We start from the raw sequence: 24367 nt of genomic DNA, 5'->3' as shown, positions 1-24367 counted from the left end.
TGAAACTAGAGGAGTGAAAGCATGAAAAAGAAAATCATCTTATCTTTTATATTAATAGGCAGTATGTTAGTAAGCTCACTATGCTATGCAAATAGTGAACTGCCAAAAGTGCGTGCTAAGGGTGCTGTTTTAATCGAACAAGAAAGTGGACGTGTTTTATATGAAAAAAACGGTTATGAACCCTTAGCTATGGCAAGCACTACAAAGATAATGACTTGTATCCTTGCTATAGAAAAAGGTAATCTCTTAGATGTTGTAACAATATCCAAGAGAGCAAGTAGTGCCCCACCAGTTAAGCTACATTTAAAGGTAGGAGAAAAACAAAGGTTAGGAGATTTGCTCTATGCTTTGATGCTACAATCTGATAATGATGCAGCAGTAGCAGTAGCAGAACATATTGCAGGATCGGTAGAAGCATTCTGTGAACAAATGACCGAGAAAGCTAAAGAGATAGGAGCTGAACATACTTCTTTTAAAACACCTAATGGTTTAGATGCTGAAGGACATTATGCAAGCGCTTATGATATGACTTTAATTGGAGCTTATGCACTAAAAAATCCAGAATTCGTTAAGATTATAACAACGGCTACCATTCAAATTCCTACTATTCCTACAGAAGGAAGCCATACTTATGGGTTACAAAATAAGAATCGTTTTTTTTATTCTTATGAGGGAGCTAACGGTATTAAAACAGGCTTTACTAATAAAGCAGGTCATTGTTTTGTAGGTGCAGCCTATAAAAATGACATGCAACTCATAGGAGCTGCTTTAGGATCTGGTTGGGGAAAAGCTGGTAAAACACAAAAGTATACAGATGTCATTAACATGATGAACTATGGCTTTAAGTATTATAAAAAATATACGCTTGTTGAGCCACAAAGAAATATAGCCAAGGTTGCAATTGAAAAGGCACTGATAGAAAGTTTGTCTTTAGATTGTGATGAGACGATTATACTTCCCTTAACAGAGGTAGAAAAAGCAAATGTTTATATAAAAAAAGTAGTACCAACGCAATTAGTAGCACCCGTTCATAAAAGGGATATAATAGGAGAAGTACAAGTCATATGTGAAGGGGTTACTTTAGCTAAAGTACCACTTCTAGCAAGTGAGGAAGTACCAAAGGCGACACTACTTGATTATATTAAAAAATGGATTAAAGGAAATGACTAAATAAAGAAGGGGTATTATGAGATTACAAAAATATTTAGCAAGCTGTGGCATTGCATCTAGAAGAAAATGTGAAGAACTTATTTTAGAAGGGAAAGTATCGGTTAACGGACAAATCATACAGACTTTAGGAACACAAGTAGAAGAAGATGATGAGGTCTACTATAATCATAAGCGTGTGCAATTAGAAGAAAAGCATGTTTATTATATGTTAAATAAGCCGGCAGGATATGTAACAACAGTGCAAGATGAAAAACAAAGAGCAACGGTTTTGGATTTAATGAAAGGTGTTAAAACAAGAATTTTTCCGGTGGGGAGACTGGATTATAATACCTCAGGTCTATTATTATTGACCAGTGATGGTGCTTTAACTTATGGACTTACCCATCCAAAGCATCACGTTAATAAAACTTATGAAGTTAAGCTTAGTGGAAAAGTTACTGAACGTAGCTTGGATATGTTAAGAAAAGGGGTTATGATTGACCACCGAAAAACTTATCCGGCTGAAGTAGAAGTAGTAAAACAAAATGCAAAGCATACATGGCTTAAGATAACTATTCATGAAGGTCGTAATCGTCAAATTAGAAAAATGTGTGAAGCAGTAGGCTATCCGGTAGTACAACTAAAAAGGTTGTCAGTGGGAAGTATTCAGCTAGGTTCACTTAAAGTGGGAGAATATAGGGCTTTAACAAAAGAAGAAGTGGATTATTTAAAAAGTATTGCAATAATAGAAGAAGTATAACTAAAACACCAGTATCAGTAGATTGTTTCTCTGCTAATACTGGTGTTTTAGTTATAAAATTATTGATTAATAAAATCTAAAAAGATATAGGAGTAAATAATCAGATAAATTTGTTAAGGATGTGTAAAGATTACAAAAAATCAATCAAAAATATAGTTTTTGATTGAAAATTGCTATTGATAAAAAATATAATATTACATTATTTTAGTAAAAACTTATAAAATTCTATATTTAGCTTGAATGTTGATTGTTAGTTTAGTAAAATAAAGATGGCGATTTTTACACTTTGTTTTAAAAATTTTTCAATGGAGGGTACCAGATGAGCACTTTAGAAAAATTATCTGAATTAGAATCTCGTAGGGCCGCTATAATCACAAAAAGCAATGACGTAGCTAAAAAAGTAGCACTTGCACAGGGGAAATTAGCTGCAAGAGAACGTATTAGTATATTGCTAGATGAAAATAGCTTTGTGGAAGTAGGTACTTTCATAACAAGTAGAAGTACTGCTTTTAACATGAGAAATAATGAAACACCTGCTGATGGTGTTGTAACAGGTTATGGGACAGTTAATGGTAATCCTGTTTATGTGTACAGCCAAGATGCAAGCGTTTTAGGTGGTGCACTAGGTGAAATGCATGCAAAAAAAATAGTTAGAATTTACGAAGAAGCCCTAAAAGTAGGTGCGCCAGTAGTAGGATTCATAGACACAGTAGGTGTCAGATTACAAGAAAGTGTAGATGCTTTAGAAGGTTATGGCATGATTTATGAAAAAATGGTAGAAGCATCAGAAATTATTCCGCAAATAGCAGTTATTGCAGGTGATTGTGCTGGCGGTGCAGCTTTTATTGCAGGTTTATCTGATTTTGTATTTATGAGCAGTAAATCAGCTCGTGTCTTTTTAAATAGTCCTAATACTTTAGATGATAAAACAGCTAGTTTTGATGCTATTGCAACAGCTAAAGTACATTTTGAAGAAAGTGGACTTGCTACCATTATCGAAGAGCAAGAAGAAGTTTTAATTGAAGATGTTATACGCTTACTTTCTTACTTACCTCAAAACAGTGGGGAAGAAGGACCATTTTATGAAGTGATAGATGATATTAACCGCGTAGATGCAAGTCTTAATGGTTTTAATTTTGAAACACAAGAAGTAAAAGATATTGTTACCTCTATTATAGATGAAGGAGAACTATTCGTATTAAATGAAGCTTATGGAAAAACAGCATTAACAGCTTTTGCACGTATGGACGGTGGAACAGTTGGTATTATAGCCAATACAGATACTCGTATGGATTATTCAGGGGTAAAGAAAATAGCTCATTTTGTTAGAGTATGTGATACCTATAATATACCGATTATAACACTTACAGATATAGAAGGTTTTACTTCTACGGTTGCAACAGAAAAGTTAGGAATCATTAAAGCATGTAGTGAGATGACGAAGGCGTTCACAGAGGCAAGTGTGCCAAAAGTAAATGTAATTCTTAATCATGCTTTTGGAAGTGGTTATTTAGCTATGAATAGTAAGTCATTAGGTTGCGATATGACTTATGCATGGCCAACTGCAACAGTAGCAAGTTTAAATACAGAAAGTGCTATGAAGATTATGTATGCAAAAGAATTAGCAGAAGGTACATTATCCAATGAAGCATTTGCTGAAAAAGCTGCAGAATATGATGAAATACAAGCAAGTGCCTACGCAGCGGCAGCTAGAGGATTAGTAGATGATATTATTGAGCCAGCAGCAACGCGTAAACGTATTATTGCTGCTTTGGAAGTTCTTGCAACTAAAGAACGTTAAAGGTATGTAAAGCACCCAACATAAAGGTAGGTGAAAAAAGATGAATCAAAGTATCAGCGCTTTTTTAGAAGGGATTCCTACATTTATACTTAGTATTGTAATTGTATTTACAATGCTTGCACTGCTTATCGGTGCCATCGTCTTATTAGGGAAAATGGTGGGAATGTTTGCGAATAAGTCTAACAATGTAAAAGTAGTTGAATCTGAAGCTAGTGTTATAGAAGAAGTAGTTGTAGCTATAGAAGAAAACAGCCAAGATGAACTTGAGTTAATAGCAGTTATTACTGCCGCTATTGCTGCAAGTATGGGAACAACTAGTGACCAACTTCAAGTAAGATCATTAAGAAAAGTTCAAAGAAAAGCACTTTAATTTAAGGAGGCCGTTAATGATGAGAAAATTTCAAGTAACTGTAAATGGTAATACATATGAAGTAGAAGTAGAAGAATTAGGAGGAAGCTTTACACCAGTAGCAACACCAGTAACTCCGGTAGCTGCGACACCAGTAGCTGCAGTAACACCTAAAATGGTAGCACCTAAGGCAACTGTAGTGCCTGCTAATGCAACTAAGATTGTTGCACCAATGCCAGGTAAAATTGTAGATGTTAAAGTTTCAATAGGACAAAGTGTAAAAGAAGGAGATTTAGTAGCTATTCTTGAAGCTATGAAAATGGAGAACGAAATATTTGCACCAAGTGCAGGAACTGTAGCTTCTGTTAACGTATCAGCAGGTACAGCAGTTGAAACTAACGATGTCATTGTTACACTCAATTAGTTCCAAACGACTCAAAAAGAAGGAGGAACGTTTCTATGTTTAGTGAATTTGCAACAGCTATACAAAAGTTCATTAGTGAGATGGGGATTACCACTATTGTAACAACGAATGACGGCTGGAAATATATTGTAATGATTGGCGTAGCTTGCGTGTTACTTTATCTAGCTATTGCTAAAGGTTTTGAACCTTTATTATTAGTTCCTATTGCATTTGGTATGTTGCTAGTTAATCTTCCTAACACGGGGATTCATATGTACAACGGGCATGGAGGAGTTAAAGACCTCTTTGAATTTCTAGGTGAGGGTAATGGTGGATTACTAGATTACCTTGGACTCGGAAAAGAATTAGGTATTTTCCCACCACTCATTTTTGTTGGTATTGGTGCTATGACAGACTTTGGTCCACTTATTGCGAACCCTAAAAGTTTATTACTTGGTGGTGCCGCACAATTAGGTATTTTCTTTGCATTCTTGGGAGCACTCCTTCTAGGATTTGATCCTAGTGAAGCCTCTTCAATTGGTATTATTGGTGGTGCAGATGGTCCAACAGCTATTTATTTAACAACTAAATTGGCACCACATCTATTAGGATCTGTGGCTGTAGCGGCCTATTCCTATATGGCACTTGTACCAGTTATTCAACCACCTATTATGAAAGCATTAACAACTAAAGAGCAACGTATGGTTAAAATGGAACAACTTAGGCAAGTATCTCGATTGGAAAAAATTGTATTCCCCGTTGCGGTGACTGTTATTGTTTCTTTACTTTTACCTTCAGCAGGAACCTTGGTAGGTATGTTAATGTTTGGTAATTTATTAAAAGAAGCAGGTTGTACTAATCGTCTAGCTGAAGTAGCTAGTAATGGTCTTATGTCTGTTATTACAATTATGTTAGGCCTTGTAGTAGGTGCAACAACTTCTGGAGATACCTTTATTACATGGGATACTATTAAAGTTGTTATTCTTGGACTTACCGCATTCTGTGTAGGAACTGCAGGTGGTGTTTTATTTGGGAAAATCATGTATTATACAAGTGGTAAGAAAATCAATCCACTTATTGGAGCAGCTGGTGTATCTGCAGTTCCAATGGCAGCACGTGTAGCTCAGAAGGTCGGACAAGAAGAATGCCCAAGCAACTTCCTTTTAATGCATGCTATGGGACCAAACGTAGCAGGTGTTATTGGTTCAGCCATTGCAGCCGGCATTTTGTTATCTATTTATGGTAATTGATTGAATGAGAAAATAGCATATGAGCATATACATATATAGGAGGTTATAAGATGGCTAATATTAATCCAAGACCAGTTAAAATCATGGACACAACACTTCGTGATGCCCATCAATCCTTAATTGCAACGAGAATGACAACAGAGCAGATTTTACCTATTGTATCTAAAATGGATAAAGTAGGATTCCATGCACTTGAAGTATGGGGCGGTGCAACCTTTGATGCTTGTCTTCGCTTTTTAAAAGAAGATCCATGGGAAAGACTTCGTAAAATTAAAGACCAGGCACCTAACACACCACTTCAAATGTTATTTAGAGGTCAGAATATTTTAGGTTATCGTCACTATGCCGATGATGTTGTAGAATACTTTGTACAAAAAAGTGTAGCTAATGGTATTAATATCATTCGTATTTTTGATGCACTTAATGACATGCGTAACTTACAAACGGCTGTAAAAGCAGCTAATAAAGAAAAAGCCCATGCACAAGTTGCGATTTCTTACACGATTAGTGATGTACATACCATTGATTATTATGTTGGATTAGCAAAAGAAATAGAAGAAATGGGTGCTAATTCTATCTGTATTAAAGATATGGCAGGATTATTAGTACCTTATCGTGCAGCAGAGCTAGTAAGTGCTCTTAAAGAAGCGGTCCCAACATTGCCTATTCAACTTCATACACACTATACAAGTGGGGTTGCAGCAATGACTTACATGAAAGCGATTGAAGCAGGTTGTGATATTATTGATACAGCTATGTCTCCACTTGCTATGGGAACCTCACAACCAGCAACAGAAGTACTTGTTAAAACTTTTGAAGGTACACCTTATGATACAGGGATTAATTCAGAAGCGCTTAGTGAAATTACTGAATACTTTAGACCTATACGTCAAGAAGCTCTTGCTAGTGGGTTAATGAGTACAAAAGTATTAGAAGTAGATATTAATACATTACGTTATCAAGTACCAGGAGGCATGCTTTCTAATCTTGTATCACAATTAAAAGAGCAAAATGCTGAAGATAAATATTATGAAGTATTAAAAGAGATTCCAAGAGTACGTGCAGATTTTGGCTATTTACCACTTGTTACCCCAACAAGTCAAATTGTTGGTACGCAAGCTGTACTAAATGTACTTGCTGGCGAGCGCTATAAAATGGTTTCAAAGGAGTCAAAAGGTATTGTAAGAGGTGAATATGGTCAAACACCTGTACCTATTTCAGATGAAATTGTTAAGAAGATTATTGGAGACGAAAAACGCATTACTTGTAGACCAGCCGATCTTCTCGAACCAGAATTAGATAAGCTTGAAAAAGAGATGGCTATGTATAAACAACAAGACGAGGATGTTTTATCATATGCTTTATTCCCACAAGTAGCTACTGATTTCTTCAAGTACAGAGAAGCACAACAAACAAAGGTAGATATGCAAGTTGCAGATACAAAAAATGCGGCTTATCCAGTATAAATAAGATACTTTATTATTAAAAGGGGTAACCGAAAGTTTATAAACTTTCAGTTACCCCTTTGCTATGGGCGCAAAACTATGTAAAATAAAGAGGGTATTAATTTATTTTGTAATCAAGATATGATATAATAGATTAAAAATATTATTTAGGCGAGAAGGCTAAGGAAGGGCTTATAAAATGAGTAAGAATGATTTAATCCATAGGATTAGAAAGAATATGCCAAAGTTAAGTAAAGGTCAAAAATTAATTGCCAATTATATATTAGAACATTATGAAAAGGCTGTGTTTTTAACAGCAGCTAAATTAGGTTCAATTGTAGGCGTAAGTGAATCAACCGTTGTAAGATTTGCTAATGAATTAGGCTATGATGGTTACCCAAAATTTCAAGATGCATTAGAAGAATTAGTAAAAAGTAAGTTAACGGCTATGCAACGTTTAGAAGTGACTACAGACCGTATTAATACTAATGAAGTACTGAAAAGCGTTCTTCAAATGGATGAGGAGAAAATTCGTTATACGAGAGAACAAATAGACAATGAAGCGTTTAATCAAGCCGTTGAAAAAATAATAGGTGCTAAAACGATCTATGTATTAGGAGTAAGAAGTTGTGCTGGACTTGCTAGCTTTTTAGGTTTTTATCTTAATATTATATTTGATAATATTAAAGTGATTAATACAAATAGTATTAGTGAAATGTTTGAAGGCATTCACCGTATAGATGAAAAAGATGTTGTGATTGGGATTAGTTTTCCAAGATATTCAAAGCGTGTTATGAAGTGTTTAGAGTTTGCACAAAGCAAAAAAGCAACTGTTATTGCTATTACAGATAGTTATATTTCTCCTATTGCCAGCTATTCCGATTATGCACTTATAGGATGTAGTGAGATGGTTTCCTTTGTAGATTCTTTAGTAGCACCTCTAAGTATTATTAATGCTATTATTGTGGCTATTAGTTTACGTAAAAAAGATGAAATATCAGTTAACCTTGAGAAACTGGAAAATATATGGGTAGAATATGAAGTATATGACGATACCGAACGGGATTTGTGGACTGTACCTCAAGAAGAACAAAAAGAAAAATTTGATTAATGAATTAAAGTGAGGGGATATAATGAGCTTGGTAAGCATACGTGGTGCGATTACAGTAGAAGAAAATACAAGAGAAGCTATTTTGGAAGCAACTCATGAGATGTTAGAAGCTATTTTAAAGAATAATGAGCTTAGGTTAGATGAACTTATCCAATTGCATTTTAGTTGTACTAAAGATTTGGATGCAGCATATCCAGCAGTAGCTGCTAGAGTACTAGGAATTACAGAAGCATCACTTATGTGTTTTCAGGAGATGTATGTAGTTAATTCGCTTAATCAATGTATACGTGTAGATGTTTTAGTAGATGCAGCACATTTGAGCAAAAAGACTGTAAAACATCAATATTTAAGAAAAGCGACTAATTTAAGGCCGGATTTAGTGAATAAGGAGTAGAAATATGATGAGCACATTTTCAATTGCCATAGATGGACCTGCAGGCGCAGGGAAAAGTAGTATTGCAAAGGAGTTAGCAAACCAACTGCAGTGTATTTATATTGATACAGGAGCTATGTATCGTTCAGTTGGTTACTATTGTATTAGTCAAGGGATTGACTATGCTAATGAAGAACAGGTAGAACAGGCCTTAAGTGAATTGCATTTAAAACTTACTTTAGAAGAAGAGGGACAACAAATTTTTCTAAATGAAAAAAATATAAGTTTACTTATTCGAAATAATCAAGTAGCGGCTGCTGCATCTAAAGTAGCTACTTATGCCGCAGTACGTAAGGCTCTTGTTAAAATGCAACAAGAGATGTCTAAGAGCACATCAGTTGTAATGGATGGACGTGATATAGGAACAGTTGTATTACCTCATGCGACATTAAAAATCTTTTTAACCGCATCTGTAGAAGAAAGGGCTCAAAGACGATATAAGGAGTATGTACAAAAAGGTGAAAAGCCTTGTTTAGAAACATTAAAAGTTGAAATTAAAGAAAGAGATTATCAAGATTCTCATCGTAAGATTTCGCCTTTAAAAAAAGCCGAAGATGCAATAGAAGTAGATACAACTTATATGACAATTGATGAAATTGTAAAACAAATTATAGATTTATTAAAGAGACGTTTATAGGAGGGTAGATAGTTGGAAATTATTATTGCAAAAACAGCTGGATTTTGTTTTGGTGTAAAGCGGGCTGTTGATATGGCGTTTGAATATGCAAGTAGTCAAGGGACTTATACGTATGGGCCTATTATTCATAATGAGGTAGTTATTAAGTCATTAGAAGATAAAGGGATAAAGCCAATTGAGACCATAGGAGATGAACCAGTTAAGAATTTGATTATTCGTTCTCATGGTGTTAGTCCTAAAGTTTATATAGAAGGCAAAGAAAAGGGGATAGCAATTGTAGATGCAACTTGCCCTTATGTAAAAAAGATTCACCGTTATGTACAACAGTATTTTGAAAAGGGCTATGGGATTATTATAGCAGGAAATAAAGATCATCCTGAAATTCAAGGGATTAATGGATGGGCTAATGAAAGTTGTTTTATCGTAAAAGATAAAGAAGCTTTAAATGAGCTTCAGTTAGAACATACAAATAAAAAATACCTTTTAGTGGCTCAAACTACTTATAAAAAGCAGGTAGTAGATGAGATAGTAGGTGTATTAAAGGAAAAAGGCATTGATTTTGAATACATTAATACTATATGTAATGCTACTAAAGAAAGACAAGAAGAAGTGGTAGAAATTGCTAAACAGGTAGATGTGATGCTTGTTTTAGGAAGTAAAAAGAGTTCTAATTCTTTGAAGCTTTTTGAATTGAGTCAAAGACACTGTGATAAAAGTTATTTTATAGGAGATGTAAGTGAGCTAATGTCAGAACTATTTAATGACTGTGAAAAAATAGGAATTACAGCAGGGGCATCTACGCCTGCCTCTGTCATTCAAGAAGTGATTAGTTTTTTAGAAAAAATAACACACTAAAGGGGTAGAATGATGAACTATGAGGGGTTTAAAGAACAGGTTTTAATTTTAACAGGAATTGACCTGTCAGCTTATAAAGAGAATCAAATGAAGAGGCGAATAGATGCGCTTATTAGAAAGCATTTATGTTCAGGTTACGATGAATACTTACATGTGTTAAAGAAAGACCGCAAGGTACTTGAAGATTTTGTGGCTTATTTAACTATTAATGTAACGGAGTTTTTTAGAAATCCTTCACAATGGGACATTTTAGAGAAACATATTTTTCCACTTTTATTAGAAAAGAAGCGAACACTTAAAATATGGAGTGCGGCTTGTTCTACAGGAGATGAACCGTACTCTTTAGCTATGGTACTTTCTAAAATAGTGCCACTTAATCAGATTCAAATTCTGGCTACAGATATTGATAAAGAAGTATTGGCTAAAGCACAAGAGGGATTTTATACCAATCGTAATATGACTAATATGCCCAAAACATTTAGGGACTTATATATAAAAGAAGAAAATGGTGGTTATCGTATTTCTGATCAGATAAAAAAGTGTATCACTTTTAAGCAACATAATTTGTTAAAAGACCCTTATCCGATAGGAATGGATCTTATTGTTTGCCGTAATGTACTTATTTATTTTACAGAAGAAGCTAAAAAAGAGATTTATCATAAATTCAATGAAGCTTTAGTGGATGAAGGAATTTTATTTGTAGGAAGTACAGAACAAATTATTATGTGTCAAGATTATGGATTTGAACCTAATAAAATTTTTTTCTATCAAAAAAGCAAATCAAAAAAGTAGGAATGATTAAAAGGAGTAAATCAAGTGAGTGAGGACAATCAATTAGACAAAAAGCCTAAAACATGGGATGAAGCAATTAAAGAATTAGGTGCATTCATTAAGGCTTCAAAGGAACAAGAACAACAGCAAGAAAGTAAAGCTGAATAAAATTAAAAACTTCTTAAGAAAGGAAATGCCCTTATACTTAAGAAGTTTTTTTGTTGGAAAAAAGTAAGTAAAAGACTTGAGCTGCTAAAATAGAGGCAGAAAAATCATTTACTCTTAGATAAGGGCTATTAACTGAATCATACCAAATAGGAATATCAAGCTTATAAGTTGTATAAAGAGGAATGTAATCATCTTCTTTGTATATAGTACATTCTTCTTTAGTAGCTTTTCTCTTATCTGATGAAGCTACAAAATGCGCAAGTGTACGATGAAGTAGCTGTCCTTGAGAAGGAATATAATAGTAGTCCTTATAAGGCGTAAGATACTGCTTTAGTTTAAGATAGGAAAATGCTACTTTAATACCTAGTATTTGTGTTCCTGATTCCCAACATAAGGTTATATTCTTATAGCAACCTTGGAAGTTCGTAGTAAAGAGGTAAGGCACCTTCGCAGAAAAATCCAAAGAGACAGATGATTTTAGCGTATCAATGAAGTGAAAATGCTTTAGATGATAGAGTGTTTGATAAAGTTCATAAAAACTTAATAGAGCAGAGAGTTCATCTTTGTTATGAGCCAAAATAATCGTTTTATAAATAGTTTCACCACAGGCTTGATAAGTCCTATAAACTTTAACTAAAGCTTTTCCAGAAGTAGTAGAATGACGTATAACACCTAAAGCATCTTCTAAGTTAATCCTAGTAGCACCAAAGTGTTGTAAACTTTTTTTCATATCAATAAGGTGAAGACTTTGGAGCATGGATGGGTTGAGTTGGTGAAAAGCACATCTGGCTAATAGAAAGGGCCAATCGAAATGCTTACCACCGTAGGTATAAACGTGAGAAAACCTTTGAGTAAATTCTAAAAAACAGCTTAAAATTTCCTTTTCTTCTTCTGGTAATTGAAGCATCCATTGATGGTGAGTTAGTTCATCAGTTTCATTGAGAAAGGTAACGCCAATACAAACAATGTAATCTATGTGCTTATTCAAACCACTTGTTTCTATATCAAGTAAAAAATGTTTTTTATGAAGTAGGGGAGGGAACATTATTTTACACCTCTTTATCTAGAAGGTCATTTAGCATATTAGCAAGGCTTAAGTCTAGATGAAGCATATGTGAGGCATCTTGATAGTCTTTATAAGCAGTAGAATCAAACTGGTAGTTTTTCTTTAGAATAGCTTTGATTAAAATATTCTTAGGTGTATGTGCCATATCGATGAATTCAATCATATTTACTTTATAACCAACAGTTTCTAAAATTTGTGCACGAAGTCCATCTGTTACAAGGGCTGCAATTCGCTCCTTTAAAATCCCATGCTTTAAAATAGGATTTAAGTCATCATTCTGAATTTGCGTATAGGCTTCATGATGGCAACAAGGAACGGCGAGAATAATCTTACTTCCCCAACGAATAGCTTTTTCAAGAGCTGCATCTGTTGCTATGTTACAAGCATGAAGGGAAACTACCATATCTATGGGTTGATTGGTTGTATATTTTCCAATATCACCTACTTGAAAGTAAAGTTTTGTATAACCAAGCTTTTTGGCTAAGTCATTACAGAAGGCAATAACATCTGCTTTTAAATCAAGCCCAATCACTTCTACTTCCTTTTCTAAAAGAACAGTTAAATAATGATATAAGGCAAAGGTCAAATAAGATTTTCCACAACCAAAATCAATAATACGTAGCTTTTTTTCAGGTACTTCGGTAATACTATCAGCTACTATTTCTAGGTAACGATTAATTTGTTTATATTTATCATATTTTGAAGGCTTAATTTGCCCCTGGTCATCCATGAGTCCCAGTTCTTTTAAAAAAGGCATAGAAGAGGGCGTGTCTAAAATATATTTTTTTTGTCTATTATGAGAAAGAGAAGCAGGAAGAGTTAAACTAGGTGGAGATTTTTTTATCGTGGCTTTTCCCTTCTTATTAATTAAAGCATGGTAGTCTTCAGTTGTAGTGAAGAGTTGAAACTGTTTGAAAATGTGACAGTTTTCAGGAATCCAAATTTGGAGTTCAGCTAAAGAAAGATTTTGATGATATTCTTTGGTACCTATTGTTTTGGATATTTGATAAAATAAAGTTTCTTTAATCAGTATAGGTCGCATAACAATTTTTTTACAGTCAGACGTTTGACGTGGATTACTCCATATGCAACGAATAAAAGTCTGATTTTCTGTTACCTGTGAAATAAGGTCTATTAATGTATTCATAAATTTCTCCGTTATCTTTGTAAAATATTAGAATTTTATGGTGCAAATTATAGCATAAATTCATAGTGATAGCAATAATTAGCTACAGCTAAATAGCTGTGCTATAATACTAAGGAAAAGAGGTGAAAGTATGTTTGATGCAGACTATAGAGCATTAAATAATGAACAAAAGCAAGTAGTGGATACATTAGATCAAAACCTATTAGTTCTGGCACCAGCAGGAACAGGTAAAACAAAAGTAATTGCCTTACGTACAGCTTATTTAGTACAGCATCAACAAGAACCGGAAAAAATTCTGTGTTTAACCTTTACCAATAAAGCAGCTAAGGAAATGAAAGAGCGTATTCAGCTTTACATACCCGAACAAATAAAAAAGATGACGATTAAAACTTTTCATTCGTTTTGTTATCATCTTATTAACCATGAAAAAGAGAACTCTCACTTTTCCTTTCCATGTACGCTAATTGATGAAGCGGATAGCTTAGCGATTATAGAAAAGATTATACAAACTAATAAGCTTAATGATGACTCTGTATATTATCAACAAATCATAAGTTTTTTTGAAAATATAAAAAGGCATAGTTTAACTTTTCCACTAGAAGAACGCTATCATTATAAGATGATTGTAGAAGATTATTTTAAGTCTCAAGACCAGTTAGGACAATTAGGGAGAAGAAGAGAAGATTCATTTTTAAGACGTTTTGGTTTAAAGCTCTTAAATACGTATAGACGTTATTTGTTAGAAAATAATTGTATTGACTTTATGGATCTTATTGTGGAGGCAAAATACTTATTAGAACAGCCGGAAATATTAGCTAAATGGAGAAAACAATACGATGTGATTCAGGTTGATGAAATGCAGGATACTAGTAGTAGAGAGTATGATATCTTAAAATTATTAGCTGGCAGACAGCTTTCTTTATTTGGAGATTTTAATCAAACCATTTATGAATGGCGAGGTTCTAATCCTCATCAAATGACGGCAGAATACAGACGGGACTTTAGTCCATTAGAAATTCATCTAAAGATTAATTATCGTTCTACTAAAAATCTCTTAGAAGCTGCTAATGGCTATATTTCTAGTAGTAGGTTATATCCTATGCAATGTATTGCTAAGGCAAGTAATGAAGGAGAAAAGATTACAATTCTAGAGGCAGGAACAAAAGAAGAAGAAATCAGTTTATTAGAAATAGCTATTAAGGAAAGTATGGAAAATACCAATAGTATAGCAGTACTTACTAGAACCAACGAATATGCAAAGAAAATTGCCTATTCCTTTAATAAAAGAGGGATTGAATGTACAGTTATAGAAGATACTAAGTTTTTCAGAAAGAAAGAAGTCAAGGAGCTATTAGCTTTTTATGATTATAGTATAAATGACAGAAATGGCCATGCTTTATTGAAGTTAGGACAACATCCTTATTTAAATATGCCTAATTGGTTATTAGGAGAGTTAAGAAACTCAAAATCATGTTATATGTATCTTCATGATTGGTTTAAAAGTGATTCAAAAGATCCTTATACTATTTTATTTGAGGCATATACTCATAATAACATTGTTGTACTAGATGTAGAATCTACGGGGTTATCAACAATTAAAGATGATGTTATTCAAATTGCAGCCATTCGTTATGGTAAAGAAGGTGTAGTAGATCAGCTTGATATTTTATTAAAACCGACAAAGTCGGTTGGAGAGTCGTATTATGTTCATGGGTTCTCTGATGATCTATTACAAAAAGAAGGAATGGAACCGAAGGAAGCCTTAAAGCAGTTCGTTCATTTTATTCAAGGTGCAGTTCTTGTAGGGCATAATGTGAATTATGATTTGCAGATTATCAAAAGTATGATGAGTCGTTATAAGTTAGAGCCTATAGGAGAATATCAAGTATATGATACTTTAGATTTGGCTTATAAGGTTTATCCTAAGTTAAGTAATCACAAATTAGAAACACTCTCAAAATTGATTGTAACAGAAACAATACCTACACATAATGCCATGCAAGATATTTTGGCTACCAGTGAAGTGCTTAGCCATCTTTTAAAGCATATCGAAGAGAAAAAGCAGGAACGCTTAGAAAAGATAGAAGCTTATGGCTGTTATGTCAATGAATACAGAGAAAAGCTAGCTACTATCAAAAGTTATTTATTAACACACAATTTAACTGATGGATTAACCTTCTTAATGAATGAGTGTGATTTTAAAGGCTATTATCATTCATCTCAGATTGAAACCATCAGAAATTTATATCGCATCATCAATGAACTAGAGGACCAAACACTTTCGTATGAAGATAACATTATTAATCTATTAGCTTTTTCAGCATTACATTATAGTGAAATAGAACAAAGTGATTTATTTAAAGGGCGTATTCCTATTATTACAGTACATCAAGCCAAAGGCTTAGAATTTGATGAAGTGTATATTGCAGGATGTAATGATAAAACTTTTCCTTCTTACAGGAGTCTTAAGGAACACCAATTAGGAGAAGAAATGAGGCTTTTTTATGTAGCGCTTACAAGAGCCAAAAAGAAACTGTATATTTCTTATCATCAAGAAGCACCAAAAAGCATTTTTATTGATCAGATTAGTGAGGACTATAAAACGCTGAAAAGATATGGAGGAATATCGAAAAATACGATATAATGTAAATAGTAAAAAAATGAAGCAAATAAAGGAAATGAATAAGGAGAAGAAAAGTGGATAAAGACTATAAGATTGTAAAAATGGAAAAACAAAAAAGCATAGCACTTATTGCTCATGACAATAGAAAAAGAGATATTATCGAATGGGTACAAAATAATAAGGATAAATTGAGTAGGCATTTTCTATGTGGGACTGGTACCACAGCTAAGCTTATTGCTGCAGAAACAGATTTACCTGTTACTGCATTTAATAGTGGTCCACTAGGCGGAGATCAACAAATAGGTTGTCGTATTGTAGAGTGCAAAATAGATTTTATGATCTTCTTTTGGGATCCTCTTGCATCACAACCACATGATCCTGATGTAAAAGCCTTGCTTCGTATTGCTGCACTTTATGATATCCCTGTAGCAACTAATCAATCGACAGCAGACTTTTTAATCCAATCTCCATTAATGGTAGAAACTTATGATCGCAAGATTATTGACTACGCAAAGCGCATTCATTCGCGTACACAAGCCTATGCAAACAAGGAAGAATTAAAGTAAATAATAGATGATTCTATTAATTTAAAATTATTGTTAATTAGTACTTTCTATTGCACAAATAATGCCTTCTATGATAACATAAGTATAGATAATTTATGTATACTGTATACAAAAATTATCTATACTTAATTAATTGACATTATAAATTACTTCAAAGGGGGTGAAGTAGAAGAGGTCAGTCAATCGGCTAATCACTTCTACAGTGCATATGACATACTGGAGAAATTTCAAATCAGGTGCATGGGAAAACGAAATTAATGTAAGAGATTTCATCGTTAACAACTATACAGAATATACAGGTGACGATAGTTTCTTAGCTGGTCCTACACAAGACACATTAGATCTTTGGAATGAACTTAGTGAACTTATGGTAAAAGAAAGAGAAAGAGGTTGTTTTGCAGATACTAAAACAGTAGCAACAATCACTTCTCATGCAGCAGGTTATATTAATAAAGACAAAGAAAAAATCGTTGGTCTTCAAACAGATGCACCACTTGTAAGAAGCTGTCATCCATTTGGTGGGATGAGAGTTGTAGAAAATGCTTTAAAAGCATACGACTATGAAGTAGATCCAGAAATGAAAGAAATCTTTACAAAATACAGAAAAACACATAACCAAGGTGTATTCGATGTTTACAATAAAGATATTCGTACAGCACGTAAAGTAGGTGTTGTTACTGGTCTTCCAGATGCTTACGGTCGTGGACGTATTATTGGTGATTACAGAAGAGTTGCTCTTTACGGAATCGATAAATTAATCGAATTCAAAATGAAAGATAAAGAAGAACGTTCTAAAGTATTTACAGCAGAAACAATGAGAGACTGTGAAGAATTAGCAGAACAAATCAAAGCCTTAAATGAACTTAAAGAATTAGGCCAAATGTACGGATTTGATTTATCTAGACCAGCTGAAAACTTTAGAGAAGCGACTCAATGGTTATACTTAGCTTATCTTGCAGCAACTAAAGAACAAGATGGTGCAGCTATGTCAATCGGACGTACATCTACATTCCTTGATATTTATGCAGAAAGAGATTTACAAGAAGGTAAACTTACAGAACAAGAAGTTCAAGAAATCATTGATCAATTTATCATGAAACTTCGTATCATCAGATTCCTTAGAACGCCAGAATACAACGAATTATTCTCAGGAGACCCAACATGGGTAACAGAATCACTTGGTGGTATGTTAGAAGATATGAGTGCTTCACTTGTAACTAAAAATAGTTTCCGTTACCTTCACACACTTTATAACATTGGACCAGCTCCAGAACCAAACTTAACAGTACTTTGGAGTGAACATTTCCCACAAGGTTACAAAAACTTCTGTGCAAAAGTATCTATTGATACATCAGCTATCCAATATGAAAGCGATGATTTAATGAGACCACAATTTGGTGATGACTACGGTATTGCTTGTTGTGTATCTCCAATGAGAATTGGTAAACAAATGCAATTCTTTGGAGCTCGTGCTAACCTTGCTAAAGCTGTACTTTATGCAATCAATGGTGGGGTAGATGAAAAAACTGGTATCAAAGTAGTACCAGGTATCGAGCCAATGACAGGTGATGAATACTTAGATTACGATAAAGTAATGAAAAACTACCAAATTACTAAAGCATGGGTTGCTAAAGTTTACACAGATGCCCTTAACATCATTCACTTCATGCATGATAAATATGCTTACGAAAGAATTGAAATGGCACTTCATGATACAGACATTTTAAGAACAATGGCATGTGGTATTGCAGGTCTTGCAGTAGCAGCTGACTCATTATCAGCTATTAAACATGCTAAAGTTAAACCTATCAGAAACGAAGAAGGTATTGCAATTGACTTCGAAATCGAAGGGGAATACCCAGCATACGGAAACAATGACGACCGTGCTGACTCAATTGCTGTATCATTAGTAGAAGACTTCATGCAAGAAATCAGAAAACACACACCATACAGAGACTCTGTATACACACAATCTGTTCTTACAATTACATCAAACGTAGTATATGGTAAGAAAACAGGATCTACTCCAGATGGACGTAAAGCTGGTGTGCCATTCTCACCAGGTGCAAACCCAATGAATGGTAGAGAAACAAAAGGTGTTCTTGCAGCATGTGCATCAGTAGCTAAATTACCATTCGAACATGCTAATGATGGTATTTCATATACATTCTCATTAGTACCATCAACACTTGGTAATAATGAAGCAGACCGTATTACAAATATGGTAGGTATCCTAGATGGTTACTTTGGCCAAACAGGACAACACATCAACGTAAACGTTCTTAATAAAGAAGTATTACTTGATGCAATGGATCACCCAGAAAAATATCCACAACTTACAATTCGTGTATCAGGATACGCTGTAAACTTTATTAAGCTTACAAGAGAACAACAATTAGATGTTCTTAGCCGTACTTTCCATGAAAAAATGTAAGGTTAAAAATGAAGCAATTTCAAAAGCGCTAGTAGATAATCTGCTAGCGCTTTTAGTATGCAGGATATTTAGAGGGATCTATAAGTAGATTGACAAAAATCTAGAAGAAACGTATGATTTAAAGCAGAAGTAATTTAAAGTTACTAAGCGTAAGAGAGGAACTAAAATGATTTATTTAGATTATGCAGCAGATACACCTGTACGAGAGGAAGTATTGAAAACCTTCTGTGAAGCAACAAAAACTTATGTAGCTAATCCTAATGCAGGCCATAAGTTGGGAAAAGAAGCAAAATTAGCTATTACAGAAGCAACAGAAAAGATAGCTAGCTATCTAAAGGTTAAACCAGAAGAAATTATATATACTTCTGGAGCAACAGAAGCCAATAATTTAGCTATTAAAGGAATAGTTAATGAATATAAACGTTATGGAAAGCATATGATTACTACTTATTTAGAACATTCATCTGTAACTGGGCCTATGCTTTATTTGGAGCAGCAAGGTTATGAAATTGATTATGTTGATCTGTTACCTAATGGTAAAGTAGATACAGATCACTTAAAAGAGCTATTAAGACCTGATACTATTTTAGTTTCTATTGGTGCTGTTGATAGTGAGTTAGGTGTTTGTCAAGATATATCAGACTTAGGGGAAATGATTTCAGAGTATCCTAATTGTCATTTTCATGTAGATGCAACGCAAGCTATAGGAAAAATACAAGTGGATTTAGAAAAGGTTGATTTAATAACACTAGCACCTCACAAATTTTTTGGATTACATGGTATAGGTATTCTTATTAAAAAGGAAACAATTCATATAGAGCCATTGATTCACGGCGGTATTAGTACAACAACCTATCGTAGCGGAACACCTACAGCTGCTCTTATTTTATCAGCTGAAAAGGCAATACATTTAATAAAAGAAGATCAAAAGATATATTATAATAAGGTAATGATGTTAAATCAGTTGATAAGAAAAAAGCTAAAAGGATATAATGATGTTATGGTTAATAGTCCTGAAGCAGCCTCACCTTTTATTTTGAATTTGAGTATTAAAGGCATTAAACCTTATGTGTTTCAACAGAAACTAGCGGATAGAGAGGTTTTTGTTTCAACAAAATCTGCTTGTTCTACAGCTAATACACCTTCACGTCCAGTTTATGCTTTAACAAAAGACCGTAAACGAGCACTGGCTACATTAAGGATTAGTTTAAGCTACTTGACAACAGAGGAAGAAGTAGAAGCTTTTATTCAGATTTTTGAACAATGCTATAATGAACTTAAAAAGTAAGGATGAAATAATGGAAAAATATAAAGAAATAGAAAAAAGTATTATAAAAAAATATCGTAAAGAGATATGGAAGCGTTTTGTAAATGGTATTAATGATTATAACCTTATTCAGAATGGAGATAAAATAGCTGTATGTATTTCCGGTGGTAAGGATTCAATGCTCCTAGCTAAGTGCATGCAGGAACTTCAGAGGCATTGGCAAGTTAAGTTTGAGTTAGTGTTCTTGGTTATGGATCCTGGTTATAATCCTTATAATAGAAAAGTAATAGAAGATAATGCAAAGCTGTTAAATATTCCTATTACTATTTTCGAATCACCTATATTTGATGTGGTAGCTGAAGTTGAGGATACACCTTGCTATTTATGTGCCAGAATGAGAAGAGGTTACTTATATAAAGAAGCTAAAGACTTGGGATGTAATAAGATTGCATTAGGGCATCATTTTGATGATGTAATAGAAACTATTTTGATGAGTATGCTTTATAGTGGGCAAATTAAAACGATGATGCCAAAACTTCATAGTACTAATTATGAAGGTATGGAACTTATTAGACCACTTTACTTAGTTAAAGAAGCAGATATTGTTGCATGGGTGCGATACAATGAATTAAGTTTTATTCAATGTGCTTGTCGCTTAACTGAACACTGCAGTGTAAGTGGGCAAGGAGGAGGATCTAAGCGTCAAGAAATGAAAAATCTAATTAAGAAATTTAGGCAAATTAATCCTCATATTGAAATGAATATTTTTAGAAGTGTACATGACATTAATTTAGAAACTGTTATTGGATATCATAAAAAAGAAAAATCCTACCAATTCTTAGATGATTATGAGAAAATACTAAATGAAAATGATTAATAAAATAGACATATATTGCTACTTATAGGCAATATATGTCTATTTTTGTTTTATATAAAGTGGATTTTAAATAGAAAAACTTAAATTTATTGAAGTTTAATTTTGAAAAGTATAAAATAAATGTAAGATTGAATCTATACATCGTGAATGGGAGGAAGATATGCAGATTAGAAAGATACCTATACACTATGCCAGAGCCAATATGACGATAGCAGAAAATATCTATGATAGTATGGGACTTTTGCTTGTTACTGAAGATACCGCATTGACTCCTAGAATCATTATAAAATTAAAGCTTCATGGTGTTAATCAAATAGGTGTTTATGATTATAGAAAAGAAATAGACATATTTGTTGATGAACAAATGACTTATTTAGATCGTGTTCGACAGACTAAAACATTTAAGAGCTTTCAGGTTGATTTTTCTAAATCAGTTGATGAATTCAGAAAGGATATTAATGAAGTTGTTACTAATAATAAAGAAATTAATATTCCTAAATTGACACATGAACTAGATCGATTACTAGCTCAAAATGTAACGGGATCAAGTATGTTTGAAATGCTACAGTGTATGCGAGAGTATGATGATTTAACGTATGTACACTCCCTGAATGTAGGATTGATTTGTCATGTTATTGGAGGGTGGCTCAATTTCTCGAAGGAAGATAACTATCTATTAAGTTTATGTGGACTGCTACATGATGTTGGGAAGTTATGCATTCCTAAGAAATTGATTACAAAGCCTGGTAAACTAACAGCAGAAGAATTTACTACTGTTAAAGCTCATGCCTATAGGGGATATGAAATTTTAAAGAAACAAAATATTGATGAACGTATTAAGTTGGCTGCACTAATGCATCACGAAAAATGTGACGGTACAGGATATCCAGATGGTTTGAAAAGTGAGCAAATCATTGATTTTGCTAAGATTGTAGCAGTAGCTGATGTATACGATGCAATGACAGCTAACAGGGTCTATAGAGCAGGGCTTTGTCCATTTGATGTTATAGAACTTTTCGAATCCGATGGATTGCAAAAATTCGATCCTAAATTTTTGCTTCCTTTTTTAGAGCGTACATCTGAATCCTATATTAATCATGATGTGTATCTGAGTAATGGACAAAAAGCGAGAGTGATTATGATTAACAAAGCGGCGCTATCAAAACCAGTCGTACAAGTCTCACAGCAATTTATAGATTTGTCACAACGTCCAGGTCTTCATATTAGAGCTATTTTATAAGTAGTTAGACAATTAATAAAAGGGTATCAGTTAGATATCCTTTTATTAATTGTCTAATAATTGTGTTTCGCGAACAGTTTAAGAAGATATAAATAAATCAAACACAAGGATTTTCTCTCCTCAATTTATATAAAACTTATAAATAATTAATTTAAAACCAACATCAAGAAAATGTTAAGGATAAATTCGTTCTATTGAGACATTCAAAAACATATGATATAATTCCATGAAAATTAATAATATAATAAATTATTATAACAAGAAGGATGAAAAGATGAGAAAAACGAAAATAGTTTGTACACTAGGACCTGCTACAGATGATGAACAAATATTAAGAGAGTTAATGCTTGAAGGTATGAATGTTGCGCGTATCAATTTTTCACATGGTACTTACGAAAAACATCAACAAACTATTTCATTAGTGAAAAAGTTAAGACAAGAACTGAATTTACCAGTTGCTTTATTATTAGATACAAAAGGGCCTGAAATTCGTATTGGTGATTTTGAGGAAAGAGAAGTAGAGCTTAAAAAGGATCAAGTTTTTACATTGACAACAGAAGCACTTAAAGGAAATGAAACAAAAGTATCAATTACCTATAACGAACTTATTAAGGATGTTTCAGAAGGCATGACGATTTTATTAGATGATGGGCTTATTGAACTTAAAGTAACCAGTAAAACAAATAAAGATATTATTTGTCATGTTGAAAATGGGGGAATTTTATCTAGTCATAAGGGAGTTAATATTCCAGGGGCTCATTTATCTATGCCTTTTATCAGCAAGCAAGATTACTCAGATATTGTATTTGGAATTGAGCAAGGTGTAGACTTTATAGCCGCTTCTTTCACAAGAACAGCTGAGGATATTATACAGATTCGGAAAATACTAAGTGATTATCAATGTAATACCATTAATATTATTGCTAAGATAGAAAATAGACAAGGTATTGAAAATATAGATGATATTATTCGTGTATCAGATGGTATTATGGTAGCCAGAGGAGATTTAGGGGTAGAAGTACCTATTGAAGAAATTCCAGTTATTCAGAAGAAAATTATTAGCAAGGTATGTAATGCAGAGAAACCTGTTATTACTGCTACACAGATGTTAGATTCTATGATGAAAAATCCTAGACCTACACGTGCAGAAGTTACAGATGTTGCCAATGCTATTTATGATGGAACCAGTGCTATTATGTTATCAGGCGAAACAGCGGCAGGTAAATATCCAGTTGAAGCATTACAAACAATGATTAAAATTACAGAAAGAGCAGAACAAGATATTAATTATAGACAGCGTTTTAAAAATAGAGATTGTTTGACTAATCCCGATGTAACTAACGCTATTTCTCATGCTACTTGCACAACTGCACATGATATTAATGCAGCAGCTATTATTACAGTAACAAAATCTGGTAAAACTGCTCGAATGATTGCAAAGTATAAACCGGATTGTCCCATTATTGGTTGTAGCACATATGAATATGTTTGTAGACAAATTAATTTATCATGGGGTGTCATGCCATTACTTATAAAAGAAGAAAAAAATACAGATGACTTATTTGAGCATGCTGCTGAAGCAGTTGAAAGAGTAGGCTATGTAAAGCCAGGAGAAATTGTGGTATTAACAGCCGGAGTACCTTTAGGTATAGCTGGAACGACCAATCTTATTAAGGTACAAGTCATAGGACATATTCTTTTAAAGGGGAGAGGAATGATTCATAAGACTGTTTGTGCCAGCTTATGTGTTTGTAAAGATGAAGAAGAAGTGAAAAATGATTTTAAACCGGGAGATATTTTAGTAATGCCTAAAACAAGTAATCATATTATAGAAGAACTTAAACAAGCTGCTGGCTTAATTATAGAAGAAGATGGCATGAATTCACACGCGGCTATTGTTAGTTTAAGCTTAGACATTCCTATTATTTTGGGGGCACAGGGAGCAACTGAAATATTAAAATCTGGAGCAATTGTCACATTAGATGGAGAAACGGGCGTAGTTTCATGTAATTAAT

Annotated in this window: 22 protein-coding genes; 20 read left to right on the top strand and 2 right to left on the bottom strand. The window is 33.5% G+C overall.

All coding sequences use genetic code 11. The features are described from left to right. The first annotated feature begins 21 nt into the window (after positions 1-21). The 13 genes from CLOLE_RS11445 (at position 22) to CLOLE_RS23810 (ending at position 11132) form a co-directional block, all read left to right on the top strand. On the top strand, positions 22-1170 hold the full coding sequence (locus CLOLE_RS11445) for a D-alanyl-D-alanine carboxypeptidase family protein (RefSeq protein WP_013657275.1): 1149 nt from the start codon (positions 22-24) through the stop codon (positions 1168-1170). A 16-nt stretch (positions 1171-1186) separates the two neighbouring features. Next, positions 1187-1909, top strand: a complete 723-nt coding sequence (locus tag CLOLE_RS11440) for a pseudouridine synthase (RefSeq protein WP_013657274.1) — start codon at positions 1187-1189, stop codon at positions 1907-1909. A gap of 319 nt (positions 1910-2228) precedes the next feature. Beyond that, entirely contained in the window at positions 2229-3710 is a 1482-nt protein-coding gene (locus CLOLE_RS11435; RefSeq protein ID WP_013657273.1) for an acyl-CoA carboxylase subunit beta, read from the top strand. A 40-nt stretch (positions 3711-3750) separates the two neighbouring features. Beyond that, on the top strand, positions 3751-4080 hold the full coding sequence (locus CLOLE_RS11430; RefSeq protein ID WP_013657272.1) for an OadG family protein: 330 nt from the start codon (positions 3751-3753) through the stop codon (positions 4078-4080). Between the two features lie 16 nt (positions 4081-4096). Beyond that, complete coding sequence (locus CLOLE_RS11425; RefSeq protein ID WP_013657271.1) at positions 4097-4483, top strand: biotin/lipoyl-containing protein; 387 nt, start codon at positions 4097-4099, stop codon at positions 4481-4483. A gap of 80 nt (positions 4484-4563) precedes the next feature. Continuing rightward, positions 4564-5712, top strand: a complete 1149-nt coding sequence (locus tag CLOLE_RS11420; protein WP_242825797.1) for a sodium ion-translocating decarboxylase subunit beta — start codon at positions 4564-4566, stop codon at positions 5710-5712. Positions 5713-5762: 50 nt separating this feature from the next. Further along, entirely contained in the window at positions 5763-7178 is a 1416-nt protein-coding gene (locus tag CLOLE_RS11415; protein WP_013657269.1) for an oxaloacetate decarboxylase subunit alpha, read from the top strand. A 178-nt stretch (positions 7179-7356) separates the two neighbouring features. After that, positions 7357-8268, top strand: a complete 912-nt coding sequence (locus tag CLOLE_RS11410; protein ID WP_013657268.1) for a MurR/RpiR family transcriptional regulator — start codon at positions 7357-7359, stop codon at positions 8266-8268. Between the two features lie 22 nt (positions 8269-8290). Further along, positions 8291-8662, top strand: coding sequence for a chorismate mutase (aroH, locus tag CLOLE_RS11405; RefSeq protein WP_013657267.1), 372 nt, complete (start codon positions 8291-8293; stop codon positions 8660-8662). Between the two features lie 4 nt (positions 8663-8666). Then, positions 8667-9338 (top strand): (d)CMP kinase, encoded by a 672-nt coding sequence (gene cmk / locus CLOLE_RS11400; protein ID WP_013657266.1) that lies wholly within the window; start codon positions 8667-8669, stop codon positions 9336-9338. 12 nt (positions 9339-9350) lie between these two features. After that, on the top strand, positions 9351-10193 hold the full coding sequence (gene ispH, locus CLOLE_RS11395) for a 4-hydroxy-3-methylbut-2-enyl diphosphate reductase (RefSeq protein WP_013657265.1): 843 nt from the start codon (positions 9351-9353) through the stop codon (positions 10191-10193). Positions 10194-10202: 9 nt separating this feature from the next. Then, positions 10203-10985, top strand: coding sequence for a CheR family methyltransferase (locus CLOLE_RS11390; RefSeq protein ID WP_013657264.1), 783 nt, complete (start codon positions 10203-10205; stop codon positions 10983-10985). A 24-nt stretch (positions 10986-11009) separates the two neighbouring features. Next, positions 11010-11132, top strand: coding sequence for a hypothetical protein (locus tag CLOLE_RS23810; RefSeq protein ID WP_013657263.1), 123 nt, complete (start codon positions 11010-11012; stop codon positions 11130-11132). A 37-nt stretch (positions 11133-11169) separates the two neighbouring features. On the opposite strand, the gene CLOLE_RS11385 is transcribed toward CLOLE_RS23810, so the two are convergent. Together CLOLE_RS11385 and CLOLE_RS11380 are read right to left on the bottom strand one after the other, a co-directional pair. Continuing rightward, a complete protein-coding gene (locus CLOLE_RS11385) occupies positions 11170-12177 on the bottom strand; it encodes a ribonuclease H-like domain-containing protein (protein ID WP_013657262.1) in 1008 nt (335 codons plus the stop codon). A 4-nt stretch (positions 12178-12181) separates the two neighbouring features. Further along, on the bottom strand, positions 12182-13345 hold the full coding sequence (locus CLOLE_RS11380; protein ID WP_013657261.1) for a class I SAM-dependent methyltransferase: 1164 nt from the start codon (positions 13343-13345) through the stop codon (positions 12182-12184). A gap of 130 nt (positions 13346-13475) precedes the next feature. On the opposite strand from CLOLE_RS11380, the gene CLOLE_RS11375 reads away from it, so the two are divergent. The 7 genes from CLOLE_RS11375 to pyk all read left to right on the top strand — a co-directional run bounded on the left by CLOLE_RS11375 (position 13476) and on the right by pyk (position 24366). Beyond that, on the top strand, positions 13476-15989 hold the full coding sequence (locus CLOLE_RS11375; RefSeq protein ID WP_013657260.1) for a 3'-5' exonuclease: 2514 nt from the start codon (positions 13476-13478) through the stop codon (positions 15987-15989). 80 nt (positions 15990-16069) lie between these two features. Then, entirely contained in the window at positions 16070-16534 is a 465-nt protein-coding gene (locus tag CLOLE_RS11370; RefSeq protein WP_041713699.1) for a methylglyoxal synthase, read from the top strand. Between the two features lie 208 nt (positions 16535-16742). Then, on the top strand, positions 16743-18968 hold the full coding sequence (pflB, locus tag CLOLE_RS11365; protein WP_013657258.1) for a formate C-acetyltransferase: 2226 nt from the start codon (positions 16743-16745) through the stop codon (positions 18966-18968). 166 nt (positions 18969-19134) lie between these two features. Next, the gene (locus tag CLOLE_RS11360) at positions 19135-20256 is read left to right on the top strand and encodes a cysteine desulfurase family protein (protein ID WP_013657257.1); all 1122 of its coding nucleotides are present in this window, start codon (positions 19135-19137) and stop codon (positions 20254-20256) included. Continuing rightward, positions 20240-21112, top strand: a complete 873-nt coding sequence (locus CLOLE_RS11355) for a tRNA 2-thiocytidine biosynthesis TtcA family protein (protein WP_242825743.1) — start codon at positions 20240-20242, stop codon at positions 21110-21112. The genes CLOLE_RS11360 and CLOLE_RS11355 overlap by 17 nt, the downstream gene beginning before the upstream one ends. 160 nt (positions 21113-21272) lie before the next feature. Continuing rightward, entirely contained in the window at positions 21273-22352 is a 1080-nt protein-coding gene (locus tag CLOLE_RS11350; RefSeq protein ID WP_013657255.1) for an HD-GYP domain-containing protein, read from the top strand. A gap of 274 nt (positions 22353-22626) precedes the next feature. Continuing rightward, positions 22627-24366, top strand: a complete 1740-nt coding sequence (gene pyk, locus CLOLE_RS11345) for a pyruvate kinase (RefSeq protein ID WP_013657254.1) — start codon at positions 22627-22629, stop codon at positions 24364-24366. The last annotated feature ends 1 nt before the right edge of the window (position 24367 follow it).

The sequence above is a fragment of the Cellulosilyticum lentocellum DSM 5427 genome, assembly GCF_000178835.2.
Lineage (GTDB): Bacteria > Bacillota > Clostridia > Lachnospirales > Cellulosilyticaceae > Cellulosilyticum > Cellulosilyticum lentocellum.
Note: the sequence above shows the minus strand (reverse complement) of the source record. Positions and strands in the feature narration are given on the sequence as shown.